This window comes from Mangrovibacillus cuniculi, assembly GCF_015482585.1.
Lineage (GTDB): Bacteria > Bacillota > Bacilli > Bacillales > R1DC41 > Mangrovibacillus > Mangrovibacillus cuniculi.
In genome coordinates this window covers 3,024,120-3,040,622 of the sequence record NZ_CP049742.1, presented here as the reverse complement: position 1 = coordinate 3,040,622, position 16,503 = coordinate 3,024,120, and the positions used below count along the sequence as shown (strand labels likewise).

17 protein-coding genes are annotated in these 16,503 nt (G+C 37.2%); 5 read left to right on the top strand and 12 right to left on the bottom strand.

Features of this window, described 5'->3' with window-relative positions; all coding sequences use genetic code 11:
- Positions 1-96: 96 nt before the first annotated feature.
- The 7 genes from G8O30_RS15505 to G8O30_RS15475 form a co-directional block, all read right to left on the bottom strand.
- Complete coding sequence (locus G8O30_RS15505; protein ID WP_239672906.1) at positions 97-1,554, bottom strand: ABC transporter substrate-binding protein; 1,458 nt, start codon at positions 1,552-1,554, stop codon at positions 97-99.
- Positions 1,555-2,332: 778 nt separating this feature from the next.
- Positions 2,333-3,127, bottom strand: a complete 795-nt coding sequence (locus G8O30_RS15500; protein ID WP_239672905.1) for a tyrosine-type recombinase/integrase — start codon at positions 3,125-3,127, stop codon at positions 2,333-2,335.
- Positions 3,128-3,480: 353 nt separating this feature from the next.
- Positions 3,481-4,398: a tyrosine-type recombinase/integrase gene (locus tag G8O30_RS15495; RefSeq protein ID WP_239672904.1), complete on the bottom strand. Its 918-nt coding sequence runs from the start codon at positions 4,396-4,398 to the stop codon at positions 3,481-3,483.
- Entirely contained in the window at positions 4,399-5,580 is a 1,182-nt protein-coding gene (locus G8O30_RS15490; RefSeq protein ID WP_239672903.1) for a tyrosine-type recombinase/integrase, read from the bottom strand.
- A gap of 1 nt (position 5,581) precedes the next feature.
- Complete coding sequence (locus G8O30_RS15485; RefSeq protein WP_239672902.1) at positions 5,582-7,165, bottom strand: tyrosine-type recombinase/integrase; 1,584 nt, start codon at positions 7,163-7,165, stop codon at positions 5,582-5,584.
- A gap of 241 nt (positions 7,166-7,406) precedes the next feature.
- On the bottom strand, positions 7,407-7,712 hold the full coding sequence (locus G8O30_RS15480) for a hypothetical protein (protein ID WP_239672901.1): 306 nt from the start codon (positions 7,710-7,712) through the stop codon (positions 7,407-7,409).
- Positions 7,713-7,762: 50 nt separating this feature from the next.
- On the bottom strand, positions 7,763-8,071 hold the full coding sequence (locus G8O30_RS15475) for a hypothetical protein (RefSeq protein ID WP_239672900.1): 309 nt from the start codon (positions 8,069-8,071) through the stop codon (positions 7,763-7,765).
- Positions 8,072-8,587: 516 nt separating this feature from the next.
- On the opposite strand from G8O30_RS15475, the gene G8O30_RS15470 reads away from it, so the two are divergent.
- The 3 genes from G8O30_RS15470 (at position 8,588) to G8O30_RS15460 (ending at position 11,409) form a co-directional block, all read left to right on the top strand.
- The gene (locus tag G8O30_RS15470) at positions 8,588-8,809 is read left to right on the top strand and encodes a helix-turn-helix domain-containing protein (protein WP_239672899.1); all 222 of its coding nucleotides are present in this window, start codon (positions 8,588-8,590) and stop codon (positions 8,807-8,809) included.
- A gap of 29 nt (positions 8,810-8,838) precedes the next feature.
- Complete coding sequence (locus G8O30_RS15465) at positions 8,839-10,056, top strand: tyrosine-type recombinase/integrase (RefSeq protein WP_239672898.1); 1,218 nt, start codon at positions 8,839-8,841, stop codon at positions 10,054-10,056.
- 141 nt (positions 10,057-10,197) lie between these two features.
- Positions 10,198-11,409 (top strand): site-specific integrase, encoded by a 1,212-nt coding sequence (locus G8O30_RS15460; protein WP_239672897.1) that lies wholly within the window; start codon positions 10,198-10,200, stop codon positions 11,407-11,409.
- 80 nt (positions 11,410-11,489) lie between these two features.
- Here G8O30_RS15460 and groL read toward each other — a convergent pair whose 3' ends face one another.
- Positions 11,490-13,118 carry a chaperonin GroEL gene (gene groL / locus G8O30_RS15455; RefSeq protein ID WP_239672896.1) on the bottom strand — a complete coding sequence of 543 codons (1,629 nt, stop codon included), beginning with the start codon at positions 13,116-13,118 and terminating at the stop codon, positions 11,490-11,492.
- 48 nt (positions 13,119-13,166) lie between these two features.
- A complete protein-coding gene (groES, locus tag G8O30_RS15450) occupies positions 13,167-13,451 on the bottom strand; it encodes a co-chaperone GroES (protein WP_239672895.1) in 285 nt (94 codons plus the stop codon).
- Positions 13,452-13,758: 307 nt separating this feature from the next.
- On the opposite strand from groES, the gene G8O30_RS15445 reads away from it, so the two are divergent.
- Both G8O30_RS15445 and G8O30_RS15440 read left to right on the top strand, forming a co-directional pair.
- Positions 13,759-14,499, top strand: coding sequence for a CPBP family intramembrane glutamic endopeptidase (locus G8O30_RS15445; RefSeq protein ID WP_239672894.1), 741 nt, complete (start codon positions 13,759-13,761; stop codon positions 14,497-14,499).
- Positions 14,500-14,694 carry a YdiK family protein gene (locus G8O30_RS15440; RefSeq protein ID WP_239672893.1) on the top strand — a complete coding sequence of 65 codons (195 nt, stop codon included), beginning with the start codon at positions 14,500-14,502 and terminating at the stop codon, positions 14,692-14,694.
- A 13-nt stretch (positions 14,695-14,707) separates the two neighbouring features.
- Here the strand turns inward: G8O30_RS15440 and tatC are convergent, their stop codons facing one another.
- The 3 genes from tatC to G8O30_RS15425 all read right to left on the bottom strand — a co-directional run bounded on the left by tatC (position 14,708) and on the right by G8O30_RS15425 (position 16,408).
- Positions 14,708-15,466, bottom strand: a complete 759-nt coding sequence (tatC, locus tag G8O30_RS15435) for a twin-arginine translocase subunit TatC (protein ID WP_239672892.1) — start codon at positions 15,464-15,466, stop codon at positions 14,708-14,710.
- 18 nt (positions 15,467-15,484) lie between these two features.
- Entirely contained in the window at positions 15,485-15,682 is a 198-nt protein-coding gene (locus tag G8O30_RS15430) for a twin-arginine translocase TatA/TatE family subunit (protein WP_239672891.1), read from the bottom strand.
- 72 nt (positions 15,683-15,754) lie between these two features.
- A complete protein-coding gene (locus G8O30_RS15425) occupies positions 15,755-16,408 on the bottom strand; it encodes a redox-sensing transcriptional repressor Rex (protein WP_239672890.1) in 654 nt (217 codons plus the stop codon).
- Positions 16,409-16,503: the final 95 nt, after the last annotated feature.

Below are 16,503 nucleotides of genomic sequence, written 5' to 3'. Positions count from 1 at the left end.
CGAACTACGATTTTCTTCATTTGAAATCCTCCTTTCAATTTATGTCTTAATTATTAAGTCCCAGGACGAAGTTGTGGAACACTTACTGTTTCAAGTTTACGAACTACGATCTTTTTCATTGTTTTCACCTCCTCTCAATGTTAGTTTTGTGGTTTTATAATTTATTACTCCAGTATTTGAAATGTCAAAGTTAATAACATTGTTACCAATTAACTGCCTTAGTTTATGTTCGTAAATTGGTAATACAGGGATTTCTTTTTTTAAAAGACAATCAGCCTTAATAAATTTCTGCTTCATAATTTGTAAATCTTCTATAATTCTCGATTCTTTAATAAGATTGTCAAATTTTTCATTCTTCCATTTTGAATAATTTGACTCACTATCAGATAATAGTACTTCATAAAAACTATGAGGATGAGGAAAATCTGCAACCCAGCCAGCTCTTGCTATATCATAGCTTCCATTTGATAACTTAATAACAAACTCGTCCCAGCTATAAATCTCTAGTTTAAATCTCACTTGTAGTCTGCTTTCCCATAAATTTATCAATTTTTCTGATAATTTTACGTACTGAGGCTCATCATTGCATATAAATACAATAGGTTGTTCAATTGATATACATTTATATCCAGTATCATTTGTATATGAAACTGTGCTCCAATTTCTGATACCACTCGGGATAAGTGCATCAGTTTGAACCTTATCTGTTCCAGTTATAAATACATCGTTATGCACAACTTGCATTAATTCTCTTCTCAATGCCACAGGTATTTTATCTTCTTTGGACATATTAAAGAACAAGTAAAAAGTGCTTAAAAAGTCATAATACTTCAAGTATTTTTCCAAGTACCTTGCGTTCGGCTCTCCATCTATTGTTCCTCCATCATGAATGTGTAGGTCTCCAATATTTAGCCTATTTAATATTTGATTATAGTCAGTACTAAAAGTAAAATGAATTTTATTGTAGATGTTGTTTTTTGTAGTGGATTTAACTACTAATTCTTTTGAACTCCAACTATGAATTTTATAACTGTTATTAGTATGTATTGTCTTATTGTTTATAAAATCTTCAATAGTATAAGGAGTTATTTGATTATCTACTCCTTTTACAGGAGATAGGTTTATATTTGTTAGTAACTCTCTAAAATAAGGAATTGGTACAATAAATTCAATAGAAATTGTTTTTGTGTCCTTAATTTTCAACCCTATTATTTTGGAGTTTTCTTGATTCTTAAATTCACTAGCACCCTTAATATTTAATAGATATGAGGAATATTGTAAATTCTCCCTTATAATATTCTCCCACGTCTTAACTAAATCACCTATATTTCCTTCACTACCGTCACTCCAATAAAAATTACAGATTGATATAGTCCATGTTGTAAAATCATCGTTATGATTGTCACTAACAACTAAGTTCATTCTTAATTCATTATTTTCATATTCATATAAAGGTCTGTATAGTAACTTACTTATATTTACTTCATTAGTCCCTATACAATAAGATGGTGATAAATTTGTTATTTTTTGTGTAAAATTTAGTTTAAGTTCCATATTCACCCCTAAATTTCTTTCTACATATTATGCTAACACAAAATTTTACATTTCTGTATTGAGAAAATACCTCATACTCTTATAATTTTTTATATGAATTTCATACAAACTTGAACTATCCAATGAAAATCCTACTATGTATTTACCTATTTCGTTAGAGCTAAATCATTCTTTAAATGAATATCACAAAAAAATCAACTCTAATAAAAAGATGATTTTTTTATGATTTGACAATAGGAATGCAAATTATGATTTGTCAGCAAAACAGTATATTATATAAAAATTATTCGGGGGATTCTTACATATTTGTGAAATTCCAATATTTACTACTCTACTTTTTTATTCACCGATTCAGTAAATTTATTATATGGAATAATGTCTATTCCTCTATAACTGTATATTTTATGCTTTATCGTTACTTTTGAGTTGCTCATCATCATGGTAAGATAAAAACTCAATTATCTCTCCTCGTTTCTTACAATATATTTCTTAATCTTCTACAAAATTAACCATGTTTCTTCGTCAATCTCGCTACATATATCTTGAAAATAGATATTTATAAAAAAAGATCTAAGTGATAAAGTGGCAAAAACCCCATTGTTATAAAATTAATTTTCAGACTAAAATACTCGTCCAAAATTTATTAGAATCTATACTAACATGTTGAGAATTTTACTTTCTTTCCACATTAAATAAGGAATAGTTAGTTGATTACTCGTATCATTCTCTCAGTTATTGGTCCATAGAGTTGAATTGATTTCAATCAATCCATAAGCTCTTATGGTAATATCCGAAAAAGTGTATCCCCATTCTCGTATCCTAATTGATTACATACCAGGTTAAAAGGTACCCCGGCCTTAATAATTAATGCAACATGTGTTCTTCGTAAAACATGAAAGGTCACTCTGCGAATACCTGCTTTCTCAACTAACCGTTTAAACCTCGCTTCAACTACCGATCGCATTTGGAGTCCACCATTTATTTGGGGGAAAACCAGGTTAATTTCATCGTCATTTTGTTCTCCTAGCTCATCCTTCATAAATTGCTGTTCTTTTTGATATTCCAGTAGCTTTGCTAACACTTGTGCAGGAATTACGATCTTGCGAATCTTGCTTCTCATTCTAATAATGCTCTGCTTTCCCCCAGCTTCAGCTACAGAATTCTTAACAATTATCGTATGATGCTCAAAATCAACATCACTCCATGATAATGCTAATAACTCTCCCAATCGTAACCCAGTAGCTAGTGCAAGTTCATACATTATACCTTCTCTGTCTATATGAGCGACTTCAAGTAACTTCTCTATCTCTAAGTAACTTAAAATTACCTTATCCCCACTGGAAGAATTTTTTGCGTGTGTAGAGCTGACAGAATTCTTGGGGAGAAATCCTTTCTTCACTGTAGAACCATCCATTGACACAAAACAGTTCTCATTATCCTTTAGTTTGTCGTCTACATCCGCCTGATTGTTCCGTTGGGTAAATAACTCCATTGCCTCCTTCTCTGAACAGTCATGAAAGACTACTGCATATTTTCCTTTGTTCCCAAATTCGATTATCGCTTTTTTCATCATTATGTTCCCTCCAATTTCAAATATGTAGATAGGTTACTTACTTGTCTTATTTTTTAGTATTCCTCATCTAATCCTTAGTACTGGTTACCTTGAAACTCTACGATTGGTGTCGACTTCTATAAATTTTTAAGCATCTCGTTTTTCACCTACCATTTCTTATAAAAGGAAATTTAGGCAAATAAAAAAAGGGCAGACGGATAGTGGGAATCACTACTCCATCGCCCTGGTTCTTCCAGCGACAATGCATGTACATCACATCGCTTATTAATCTGTTTTCATTATAGTAAAAGTATTTCTCTCATGGCAAATACGAGCGAAAAAATTTTCACGAAAAGTTTTATCTAGTAATTAGCCTATTCAAGGTACCCATTCAATTCAACATGAATCGGTAAGTAGCGCAAAGTTGTCTTTAATTTTTTATGACGAAGTTGTCTTTGAATCGATTTATAATTGTTTCCATGTTTATACAAAAGATATGCCATAGTTGCTCTTAGATCATGGTTGGTTATTTTTTGAGATATTTTTGCCTTAATTCTAATCCTGTCCAACAGTTTATTTAGATCGTAATCAGCATAAGACTTGTCTTTCATAAAAAATAACTCTTTATCTCTCTCTTGCGACCATTCTAAAAAGTAGGGATGGGTCATGTATTCCCTAAGCTTTTTTTGGAGGGCATCTGTCATTCTCACGGTGCCGATTTTTGTTTTACGACCTTTGTCCACAACAATGACATTATGTTCGAAATCAATTTGCGAAACTGTTAGCTTACATAACTCCTTTGCTCTTAACCCACAAGTAGTTTGTAGCAACATAATCAAGTAGTATTGTTGAAAAAAAGGGTCTAGATCGTAGGCTGCTTTTAATAAACGGATACACTCTTCTTCACTTATCGCTCTATTACGAATCGATTGGTAATAAAACGGATTCTTATAATGCCTAAGTGGATTATATTCTAACAAATCATAATCAACCAAAAGATCCATGAAACTTTTTATTCCGCTAAATATGGACATCGCTTGTGATTTTGTTTTGTTTTCTTGAAGGTACTCGATAAATCCGTCCATAAAATCAAGGTCAATGGGGGCATATTTATCCTGTACATTGCTATAGTAAAACTTGTCAAAGTCAAGTTCTCCCTGCCATCCTACTAATCGTAAATAATCGTCAAAGCATTTTAAGTAGCGTATATAACTTTTAACAGTTGAGTGTTTTAAGGTATTCAGTTCCAACCATTTTTTAAAATAGATAGAGGAGAAAATGATCCCTTCCATTTAGAGACCAACTCCCCAATGTTTTAATTGATTCGCTTCTAATTTCGCAAATGGATGTTTATCCATGGCTTTTTGGTACTGCTCATCGAATAGATTTAAGTAAACTTGTGTGGATTCAATGGATTTATGACCAAGTAATTCTTTCACGATATAAATATCCATCCCACTCTCCAGGGCGTAAATCGCAAACGAATGACGAAACGAATGGGTTGAATAATTTACTTTTACCTCTTCTCCACGATCACTGTCCCACACTTTATCTTTAATCACCTTGTTTTCAATAGCCGTATCAATCAGTCCCTTTACCATTTGTTGAATAGCTCGATTAGAGAGTGCACTTTTTCCATTGTCATCCGAAAACACGTAACATCGATTGTAGTCCTGCTCACTGAATACATTTTTAAAATGAGCATAGGTGAAATGAATATAGTCGGACATTACCTTGGTAGCTCCTTTTGTCATGAATCGTTTCACTTTTGCTCGTTGTTTCCTTCCTTTCGCCTTTACCTTTATCCATCCTTGTTCAAGATTGACATCCCCTATCTGAAAATGTAATTCGTCCACTCGAATTCCCGTTCCTAAAAGGATCCAAAGTATGGTATAGTTCCGAAGAGAACACCGAGTTAAACGAGACAAACTTAGTAAATAATCAATTTGTTCCGCGGTAAAAGCTCTTGGAGGTTGTGGATCTGGAGGATGCAATTGTAGTGCCCTTTTGTTTAATTGATTAATCTGTTTCTCACTAAGCAAATCTCGTGCGACTGAATTGATAAAGCTCCTTAAAAAAGCCGCCTTCTTTCGTCTAGTCGCCTCCGCTAACCCCGGCTGTTGTAAATACAACCCTAGCTTTTCAGGGGTTAATACCTCTATCAACTTGACATTTGTAGAGATACTTTTATCAAAATTGACTCCAAAGAACTTACAAAAACTTCTCGTTTCACTTTTATAAGAAGACTGGGAAGAAGGGGCCACGCTTTGATAGGTTGAAAATTCATCCTCTAGGAAGTGATGTGCTGCTTCTAATAACGTTATGTCTATATTTTTGGGGTTCTTTTCCTCCGTTATGAGTACTCCTAATGTTCCAAGTTCTTTTTCCAATTGAACTTGCCCGTATTTATTTAAAAGGGCTTGCACTTCATCCTGGATAGTGAATGGTGGAAGATTCTCTCTCTCTAGTGCCATCTTACTTCACCTCCCACGGAAACGAGACCTGCTTAGCCTTATCTCCCACTTCCTCTTCTGTACGATGGATGTATAGAGATGTCGTAGACAGGGATTCATGGCGAGCTAATCGTTTAAGTAGCTTTGGTACAACTTCTTGCTTGGTTAGACGCGTAATATATGCATGTCGCAGCTGATGAGGGCCACTTGCCTCTTTCCATTCTGCAATTCTTGTAAAAATGCGGTACTTAGACGCTAAGATGTCTCTTAATGGTTGTGCGTGCTTCCCAAAGATTAATCCGTTCTCTTTTTGTGCTACTTCCTTTAAGAGGTCCATAAGATGAGATGGAATTGGAAGAGAGTGTGTATTTCCACCCTTCGCTGTAAACTTGACGTCCTCGAGGCTCCAATTTATATTACTCCATTGTAATCTTTCCAGTTCACAAGACCGAAAGCCCAGAAAAACCATTAATCCGAATGCTAGCTTATCTAGTAAAGGGGTATCGGAATAGCGTTCGATGGCAGTAAAAAATGTTTCAATTTCTTTATCCGTTGGCATATAACGAGATTGATAATCATCCCCTTGGATATTCTTAATGCCCCTTGTAATATCATTTTTCATATACCTCATGTGATAGAGGGTACTAAAGAACGTTTTGATATTTTTAAAGTGTTTCATGGACCCATTCTCTGTAAACCGTCCACTTTGAATGCACTTGATAAGATAATTTTTATACGTCTTCAAGTGTTCCTGTGTAAACAAGGTAATGGGAACATTTTCCATTGAATAAACACGAAAATCATTTAGCATATTGCAGGACCATCGTAAGTAACGATGCAGTTCATATTGAAACTTTTTCAAACGATCTGGCTTCGTCCCCTGCCTCTTTTTATAAGCCAAAAAAGAGTGTACTGCTGGCGGTAGCTTTATCTCTGACCGTTTTTTCGGTCTGTACGTTAAAGCGTTTCCTGAAAAGGGATTCATTTGCTTGTAAAACAAATCAAAGTTTTCGTGATAAAACTGACTGGTTATGACCTCCTCATAAAGTGCGGGCTGTAAAAAGTCTTCTCGCCCAAGGTCAGATGCCTTTTTTCGAGTCGCCTTACTGACCAACGCCTCAAAGTCTTTAAATCGCAAGATCAGCTGGAACAACATTCTATACTGTAGTCGGTATGATCGCTGCACTAAAAACTGCCGAATCAGTTTGGCTTCAAGTTCCATTATCAAATTGTCTCTGAACCACTGCTTTAATCCATCCTCCCCTAATGGAATAACCTTCTGTGGAGGCGAACTTCTAAATAAGCTTTCCATAATAGAAATCAACTCTTCCTTAGTAAATTTCTCTCCATTATGAGCAAGCATTTTAGATTTTAAACCTAGTTCCTGCGAGATTATTGGATTAAAACTTCCATTCTTTGCGTGTATCTTCTTCTCTCTAGTTCCAGACAAAAAGGTGGTTAACTCTTCTGGAAACTCCCCCATTTCATTACACGTTGATGTGGGGGTTTCCCTATCTGATGGATCTTCGTTCGCTGATGCATCGGTATCCCAATCGATGGAATCAAAAGATAACTGCTCAAATGTGTCGTTTGTTACTTTACTCATTCAACCACTCCTTGTAGAAATGAAAAAAGCACTCCCATAAACAGAGATACCTAAAAAAGGTCTCTGTATTACGGGAGTGCTTCTCCATTTATTATTAGATTGATTTTGTTACTGGTTAAATCTTCTTACTTGTCATTATATAATCTCTTATTTTTAGAATGCAACTTTTACTATTACTAATTTTCTCTATATGCGAACTTATCAGTACCTCTAAGCATTGATATCATACAATAGAGCTATTTCATAAAACTTTCCTGAATTTCTCTATCTTCTGAATATAAAGCTCCTCGTCTTGTTTATCCAAAATAGTCAATATCGTATTACTATCTAAATCTGTATGAATGATTAACTTAACCATCATATCTATTTTTAGATTTATTTCAGCTTCTGAAAACCCTGTTTTTCTACCGTGTTCAAACCCCTGCCTAAAGCTCTGTTGAATCTGGGACAGGCATTTCTCGAGGTTACCATCCATTTCCTTCTTCTGTACATCTAGAAACTCTCTATACGCCCTCTTATACAATAACTCTACAAATAGACCTTCCATAGACAACCTCGCTCCTTTGAACTTAATAACTATACATAATTATTAACACGTTATAAACTATTTCTTCTATCCACTATTGCCAACATACGCAACAACGCTTCATTCTCTCGTTGACCTGGGAAGGTAATATTTCTAGCAACACAAGCTCGCTGGTTAGGATTTTTCGGAATAGACCTTTTATTTTTATCATCCACACCCACATATAATCGTTCTAACGCAGCATGAATTACATCCATCACTTCATTTTTATAGGTAATGAACGTTACTGGCTCCATGGTGATATTCATTAAACGATCTAATTCTATCAGTCTTTGTTCCTCTTGAGATGTTAAAAACCTACGTTTATGTCGCTTTATCATATGGTAAACTCCTTTAGAAGTTGGATTAGGAAAATTTCTTCATTTCTCTACGGAGCATTTAGTTTAATAAGATTCTATTGGGACACTCTCCATTCAAAAGGTTCCCATTTTTCACTCCAATTCAAACACCTAGCTTTTTTTGATACAGTATAAACAATCTTCTTCATGAAAATACCCATTTACCCCTCACTACTCTCTCTTTAATCCACAACTCTGTCACGATTGGTGCCAGGGTTCTAAAGTACAGAAACATAATCTACTACCCTAAGTTATTCCCCCTCATTGTTGACAGCAGTATTTTATTTGGCTTATAGTATGTTCCATAGAATATCATTAGTTCTTTTGACAACTAAGGATACATAAAAATATCACGGGTAAGCCCGCAGATGGATGAAGGAAGCACCTTGTCCTTTGATACAGAAAGCAACACGATTACGTGTGCCTTTCTGTATTAAAGCAGTGTGCCTACAATTCCACTGCGGGTTTTTTGTGGTTTTATCAACTGGAGGAGATGTATTGAAGGAAGCAAAACGTTTCGAAAAGTGGGATGACCTACCTGACGTGTTAACCGCAAGGCATATAGCGGAATTTCTAGAGTTATCTCGTAGTACTATTTACGAGTTGTTCAATGAGAAGGAAGAACACAGAGGTATACCCAACTTCGCCATTGGTTCTTCTAAGAGAGTACTAAAAAGTGATCTACGAGAATGGATTAGCTCGCAAAAAGAAAACAAGTAGCACATACAAACTAATAGGAGTCGGTTTAGGTGAAAGGAACGTATAAGAGGCGTGGTTGTACATGTGAAGACGAGAGAAAGTGTGGATGTGGCAAGCGATGGTCGTACTGGTTAGATATTGGCCGTGACCCTCTTACTGGGAAAAGAAAACAACTATGCAGAGGCGGTTTCCAAACCAAACACGATGCAGAAATGGCTGCTGCTTCTGTAATGGCAGATTTAAGAGAGGGTACCTATATGGAACAGTCTAATATCTTGTTTAAAGATTTTGTGGAACTGTGGATCCCACTCTATGTAGAAAGAAAAGGACCAAAGCCTGGTACTGTTCGACTAAAGAAATATGCAATTAAGAAACTACTTCCGTATTTAGCACACCTTAAAATAAAGGACATCACCGAACAGAGATATCAAGAAGCTTTAAATCACTTACAAGATAGTGGATTATCTAAAACAACACTAGAAGGTATCCACAGTACAGGTAATATGATTTTCCAAATGGCAGTAAACAAAAAATACATTAAATACAATCCTACCTTGGAATCATACATTAAAAAAGATGTTTCCTCAGAGAAGGATATCATAGATGTTCGGAACACTATCCCTAAGTATTTGGAAAAGGATGAATTAAAGATTTTCTTGGATTCTGCGAACAGTGATGGATTGTATATGGATTCATTAATATTTACCCTGTTAGCCTATACAGGCATACGGGTAGGAGAGTTAGTCGCGCTGAAATGGAATGATGTTAATATGGAGAAAAAAACGTTAACAATTTCCAAGACCTACTATAATGAAAAAAATAATATAGCCAAATATGAAATCTTGCCACCAAAAACAAAAAAGGCCAATCGAAAGCTATTTGTTTCCTCTACAGTAATAAGGTTGTTGCTTCAAATCAAAGAGGAACAAGATCAACTTATTCAGCGATTAGGAAAAGGCTATGAAGACCGAGGGTTTATTTTTACGAACGTGCGAACCTATCCAGGCCTCCCTATCCTCACAACATTAGTAGCAAGTAGAATGAAACGAGTACTGAAGAATTGTAACTTGCATCCTGGGATGACACCGCATACGCTTCGTCACACACACACTTCCTTATTGGCAGAAGCCAATGTCGAATTAGATGATATTCGTGATCGACTCGGTCACGAGGACGATGATATAACAAGAAAGATATACCTCCATGTAACAGATCCTGTGAATAAGGAGGTATCGGATAAATTTGATGATCTTATGAACAGCTTTTGAATATTGTTGCTAAGCGAGAGCCTGCTCTCGCTTTTTATGCGTCATAAAAGATAAATCCACTACACCCCCACTAGAATGTTACAGGTAAAAATGGGAAACTTACTTGTTAGCAACACCATTAAAATCAAAAGGAGGAAAGACATGAAAGGACATTTTTATTTACGAAATTGCATCTGTCAAAAGAAAAAATGCAATTGCGGTGCCAAATGGGCTTTTACCATAGACATTGGGATAGATCCACAGACAGGAAAAAGAAAACAAAAAACAAAGAGTGGCTTCTCCACCAAACAAGAAGCAGAAAAAGCTGCAGCTAGCTTACTCTATGAATTAAATGAAGGGACACACCTAGAAGAAACGAACAAAACGTTTAAAGAGTTTTCTAGCGAGTGGCTTGAGATTTATGCACAAACCCGGGATCTAAAACCAGGTACCATCCGTGTGCGACTCCATGAAATAGGAAAACTACTCCCCTATTTGGCACATGTGAAATTGAAAGATATTACGAGGACCATGTATCAAGCAGCAATGAATGATTTGTACATGAGAGGATATGCGAGTAAAACGAGGGAGGGTGTCCATCATACTGGAAGAATGATTTTTCGAAAAGCGATGGAATTTGATCTTCTTAAAAGAGATCCAACGGAATTTGCATTCGTGAAAAGAGAAAAGAAAACCATTGAACAACTGGAAGAGGAGCTGTTACCCAAATACTTGGAGAAGGAAGAATTGGCTTTGTTTTTACAAACGGCAAAAACGTATGGGTTAGAACATGACTACGTTATATTTTTAGTTTTAGCCTATACCGGGATACGTGTTGGAGAACTTCTTGCACTAAAGTGGAAAGATATCGACTTTCATCAACAGACCATACGTATTAGTAAAACCTACTATAACCCAAATAACAATGCCGAAAAGTATCAATTGCTGACACCGAAAACCAATCGATCAAGAAGAAAGGTTATTGTAGATGAAGAAGTTCTAGAAACGTTGGCCCATCTAAAGTCAACACAAGAACAGTTTATAGCACTACACAGGCACATGTACCATGATGAGGACTTTGTATTTGCAAAAATGGAACGTCAATATGGGTATCCCATTGTTCACAAGACCGTTCAAAATCGAATGAAACGGCTGCTTCTAATAGCTCAGTTAGATACACATCTGACACCACATTCCCTGCGGCACACTCATACTTCACTTCTTGCAGAAGCTGGTGTTTCGCTCGAACAAATTATGGACCGACTTGGTCATACCGATGACCAAACCACGAAAAATGTCTACCTTCATGTTACCGAAGACATGAAAAAAGAAGCCTCTCAAAAGTTTGCACAACTCATGAGAGACCTCCGTTAAACAAAGATGTTAGCAAAATGTTAGCATACCGCTCTCACCATACCAACAAACCCAATCATATCAAGGGTTCAAGGGGCAGGTTACATCATACCGCCCATTCCACCCATGCCGCCCATATCAGGCATTCCGCCACCATTCTCTTCCGGAATGTCCGCTACTACTGCTTCAGTAGTTAAGAACATTGCCGCAACAGATGCTGCGTTTTGTAGCGCTGAACGCGTAACTTTTGTAGGGTCTACAATACCAGATTCAATCATGTTTACCCACTCGCCAGTTGCAGCATTGTAACCTACTCCAACTTCTTCACGCTTTAGACGATCTACGATGATAGATCCTTCTAAACCTGCGTTGTGCGCGATTTGACGCACTGGCTCTTCTAGTGCACGAAGAACGATATTGATACCTGTTTGTACATCGCCTTCTGCTTCGATTGCAGCTACTGTGTTGTAAACAGTTACAAGCGCAGTACCACCACCAGCTACGATACCTTCTTCTACCGCTGCACGCGTAGAGTTTAGAGCATCTTCAATACGAAGTTTACGCTCTTTTAATTCTGTTTCTGTAGCCGCTCCAACTTTCACTACTGCTACGCCACCAGCTAATTTTGCTAGGCGCTCTTGTAGTTTTTCACGGTCGAAATCAGAAGATGTTTCTTCCATTTGCGCACGGATTTGGTTTACACGAGCCATGATTTTGTCAGACTCACCAGCACCTTCTACTACTGTTGTGTTCTCTTTTGTCACAACAACTTTCGCAGCGCGACCTAATTGCATGATGTTAGCTGATTTCAGATCTAGACCTAGATCTTCTGTAATCACTTCACCACCAGTTAAGATAGCAAGGTCTTCTAACATTGCTTTACGACGGTCACCGAATCCAGGAGCTTTAACAGCTACTGCATTAAATGTACCACGAAGTTTGTTCACTACTAATGTAGCTAACGCTTCGCCTTCTACGTCTTCTGCAACGATTAATAGAGGCTTACCTTGTTGAACAACTTGCTCAAGTACAGGTAGGATCTCTTGGATGTTACCGATCTTTTTATCCGTAATTAAGATATAAGGGTTATCAAGAACCGCTTCCATCTTATCAGAATCCGTTACCATGTAAGGAGATGCGTATCCACGGTCGAATTGCATACCTTCAACTACATCAAGCTCTGTAGTGAAACCTTTAGACTCTTCAATTGTGATAACGCCGTCGTTTCCAACGCGCTCCATTGCTTCAGCAATTAGTTGACCAACTTCTTCATCAGCAGCAGAAATCGCCGCAACTTGTGCGATAGACTCTTTGCTTTCGATTGGTTTAGAAATTGCTTTTAGTTCTGTTACAGCAGTAGCAACCGCTTTTTCGATACCTTTACGGATACCTACAGGGTTAGCACCAGCTGTTACGTTCTTTAATCCTTCACGGATCATCGCTTGTGCTAGAACTGTTGCAGTAGTAGTACCGTCACCAGCAATTTCGTTCGTTTTGCTAGCAACCTCCGCAACTAGTTTCGCACCCATGTTTTCGAATGCATCTTCTAGCTCGATTTCTTTTGCAATCGTTACACCATCATTTGTGATTAGTGGAGAACCGAATTTCTTCTCAAGAACAACGTTACGTCCTTTTGGTCCTAATGTAACTTTCACCGCGTCTGCCAGTTTATCTACACCACGTAGCATCGAGCGACGTGCTTCTTCACTGAACTTAATGTCTTTTGCCATGAAAATGACCTCCTCTAATTAATATGTTTTTATTATGTTATAAGACAATTAGCCTACGATCGCTAAAATGTCGCTTTCGCGTAAAATTAAGTATTCGTTACCTTCATATTTCACTTCAGTACCTGCATATTTAGAGAAGATAATACGATTACCCTCAGCAACTTCCAGTGCTACACGCTCACCGTTGTCTAATACACGACCTGTACCTACTGCTACAACCTTACCTTCCTGTGGCTTTTCCTTCGCACTGTCAGGAAGTACGATTCCGCTAGCCGTTTTTTCTTCTGTTTCTACTAGCTCAATCACAACACGATCTCCTAGTGGTTTTAACAAGTGAAACAACCTCCTCAAAAGGTAAAAATGATTATTTATTAGCACTCACAATAAAGGAGTGCTAACACAACTATTAGTTTAATGAAAACTTATCCTCTTTGCAAGTGAGAAGAATAAAATTTTTTCAGGATTCTTTCGACAGTATTTTCCTCGCTTTTTCGTCCTAATATTTGAAGTTGCAAGCGTTAACTAGTAGAATTGAAAAGGAAATGCGTATGGCGCACGTTTACCCGCGGTTGCGCAACTGGAATATGACATTTCTATTTGAATAAGTTCTTACTCGCTAAACAAAAAGGAGACTACACTATTGCCTAGAATATATATTGGGATCATTTTTACGTTTATTTGCGTTCAGTTACTACCAGCAATCCCTACATTACTTTATGGATTCATCTTAAAAATGAGGGATACTCCCGTAGCAGAGGCAGAAAAGCTTGTTGCCAACTTTGCATTATACGCTACGTTAGTAGGCTTTATACTTGGATTAATCATTATGGTCATTCTCTTACGAAAAGCTGGGAAACCATACAAGCTTGATCAAGAAACACCTCTTCCAGTCGTACCGAGTGTACTCTTTACCATTCTTGGTTTGCCTTTAGCTTTATTCGCTCAAGGGTTTGCTGCCTTACTAGAGCAAGCAATGGGAATTGAATTGGGTTCTGAGAACACCCAACAAATTATTGGTATTATCGAACAAGCACCTATCTTCATCTTAGTTGTAGCAGTCATCGGGCCAATCTTAGAAGAAATCGTGTTCCGTAAAGTTATTTTTGGGGCATTATATGAAAGATTCTCTTTCTTCCCCGCAGCCATCATCAGTTCCGTAATCTTCTCGGTAGGTCACATGGAATTGGAGCACACGCTTCTGTACACGGCAATGGGATTAGTATTTTCTTTCTTATATGTCTATACAAAACGGATTATCGTCCCAATTATCGCACACGTAGCGATGAACACCTTTGTTGTCTTAGCCCAGTACGTTTTTGCGGACGAGTTAGAAAAATATATGCAATCGGTAGAAGGATTTATAGGAGGTTTTGGATTTTAAATGAGGCCAACACCATTATCATCAGGAATTTTATACACCATACTCGGCTTACTCTTTACATTCGTAGCCGTACGACACGTGGGAGAATACGGCTGGGGATTCTTCGGAGTACTCATCATCTTCATTGCTACCATTGACCTTGGAGCAGGAATTCGAAATATCTTGCTTCACTTTAAATTAAAGAAAAGCATGTAAAAAAAGTGACCTGTTACAGGTCACTTTTTTGTTCTAATTCTTGTTGTTGCTCCGCTTCCATGGCTTTCTTATATCCAAATCTACTAATCACAATACTAATTTCGTACAACACACACAGTGGTAATGTCACTAGTATGTGAGACATGATGTCTGGCGGCGTAATAAACGCTGCTATCACGAGCAATGTAAAATACGCGTATTTACGTATGCTCGCTAAAAACATCGGTGTCACAATCCCTAGTCTTGTTAAAAATAACATAACGATAGGAAGTTGAAATAAGAAGCCAAATGGCAACGTTAGTTGAAATAAAAACGAAAAGTATTCGTTAATTCCTATTGTTGTTTGCACTTCCATATTCCCAGATAGCGTCATCATAAAATCGACAACAAAGGGAAACAAAACGAAGTACGAAAACGATAATCCGCCTAAAAATAACAGAACAGACATCGGAATATAACTAAGGGTTACCCGTCGTTCTTTCTCATATAAACCTGGTGAAATAAATGCCCAAAGTTGAAACAGAATAAGTGGAGCTGTGACCACACAAGCAAGAAAGATGGTCATCTGAATATACACTTTAAACGGATCGGTCATCCGAAAAGCATTTAACGTTAAGGCACTCGCTTCAGGTGATTGTTGTAAATATGTAATGAAGGTCGGCGCTATAAAAAAGCTTCCGATTAGCGCAACAACAAAAAAGATTGCAACGCCAAACAGACGCTTTCGTAGCTCGTCCAAATGCTCCATCACCGTCATTTGTTCGTGACTCATGCTAATCATCCTACTCTATTAACGTTCACTCGTTGAATTTGCTTGTGTTTCTTTCGCCTTGGAAGATGGTTCATCGTCATCTGCAAGACCTTTTGTTGCGTGTTTAAATTCTTTTAACGTACTTCCGAAAGCTCTTCCAAGCTCCGGTAACTTTTTCGGTCCGAAAATTAAAAGGGCTACGATTAAGATAATAATTAAACTAGCTGCTCCTGGCATGATGCATCCGCACCTCCTTATGTCCATCATAACGGAATTTCAATAATATGGCTATGATTGCTAGAAAAGTAGTTAAATCTGAATTTCCTCTGCTGCTCCGTAATGCTTTAAGAAATACACAAGTGTTTGTAACTCTACGGCTAAGTCAATGTGGTGCACACGGATATGTGACGGCACGTTTAAACGAGCAGGTGTGAAATTTAAGATTCCTTTAATATCTGAACTAACAAGTCGATCCGTGATACTCTGAGCAACCGGCGCAGGCACCGTTAAGATCGCTACCTGGATGTCCTCTACCTCTAAAAAACGCTCTAGTTCATCCATATGATAAACCGGCACGTCTCCAATCTCTGAACCCACTTTCTCATTCGACACATCAAACGCCATCTCAATCTTTGTATTATTATTCTTTAAGAAGTTATAATGAAGAAAAGCAGTTCCTAAGTTACCGACACCAATTAACGCAACCTTCGTTAGTTCGTCTTGGTCCAGTGTTTTTCGGAAAAATGTTATTAGATAGTGAACGTTATAGCCATAACCTTTTTTTCCTAACGCCCCAAAGTAAGAGAAATCTCTTCTGATCGTTGCGGAATCGACTTTCACCGCTTCACTTAACTCCGCTGAAGACACGCGTTGTTTTCCCGATGCATGAAGATTTTTTAAGAATCGATAATATAATGGCAATCGTTTCGCCGTTGCCTGTGGTATTTTCGGTTGATCTTGCATTGGAATTCCCCCCAAAATTCGTCAAGTCAAACTGATAGCGCTTCCAAAACTACAAGTTAAAATAGCCTCGCTTTCTATCATACACTATTTTATAA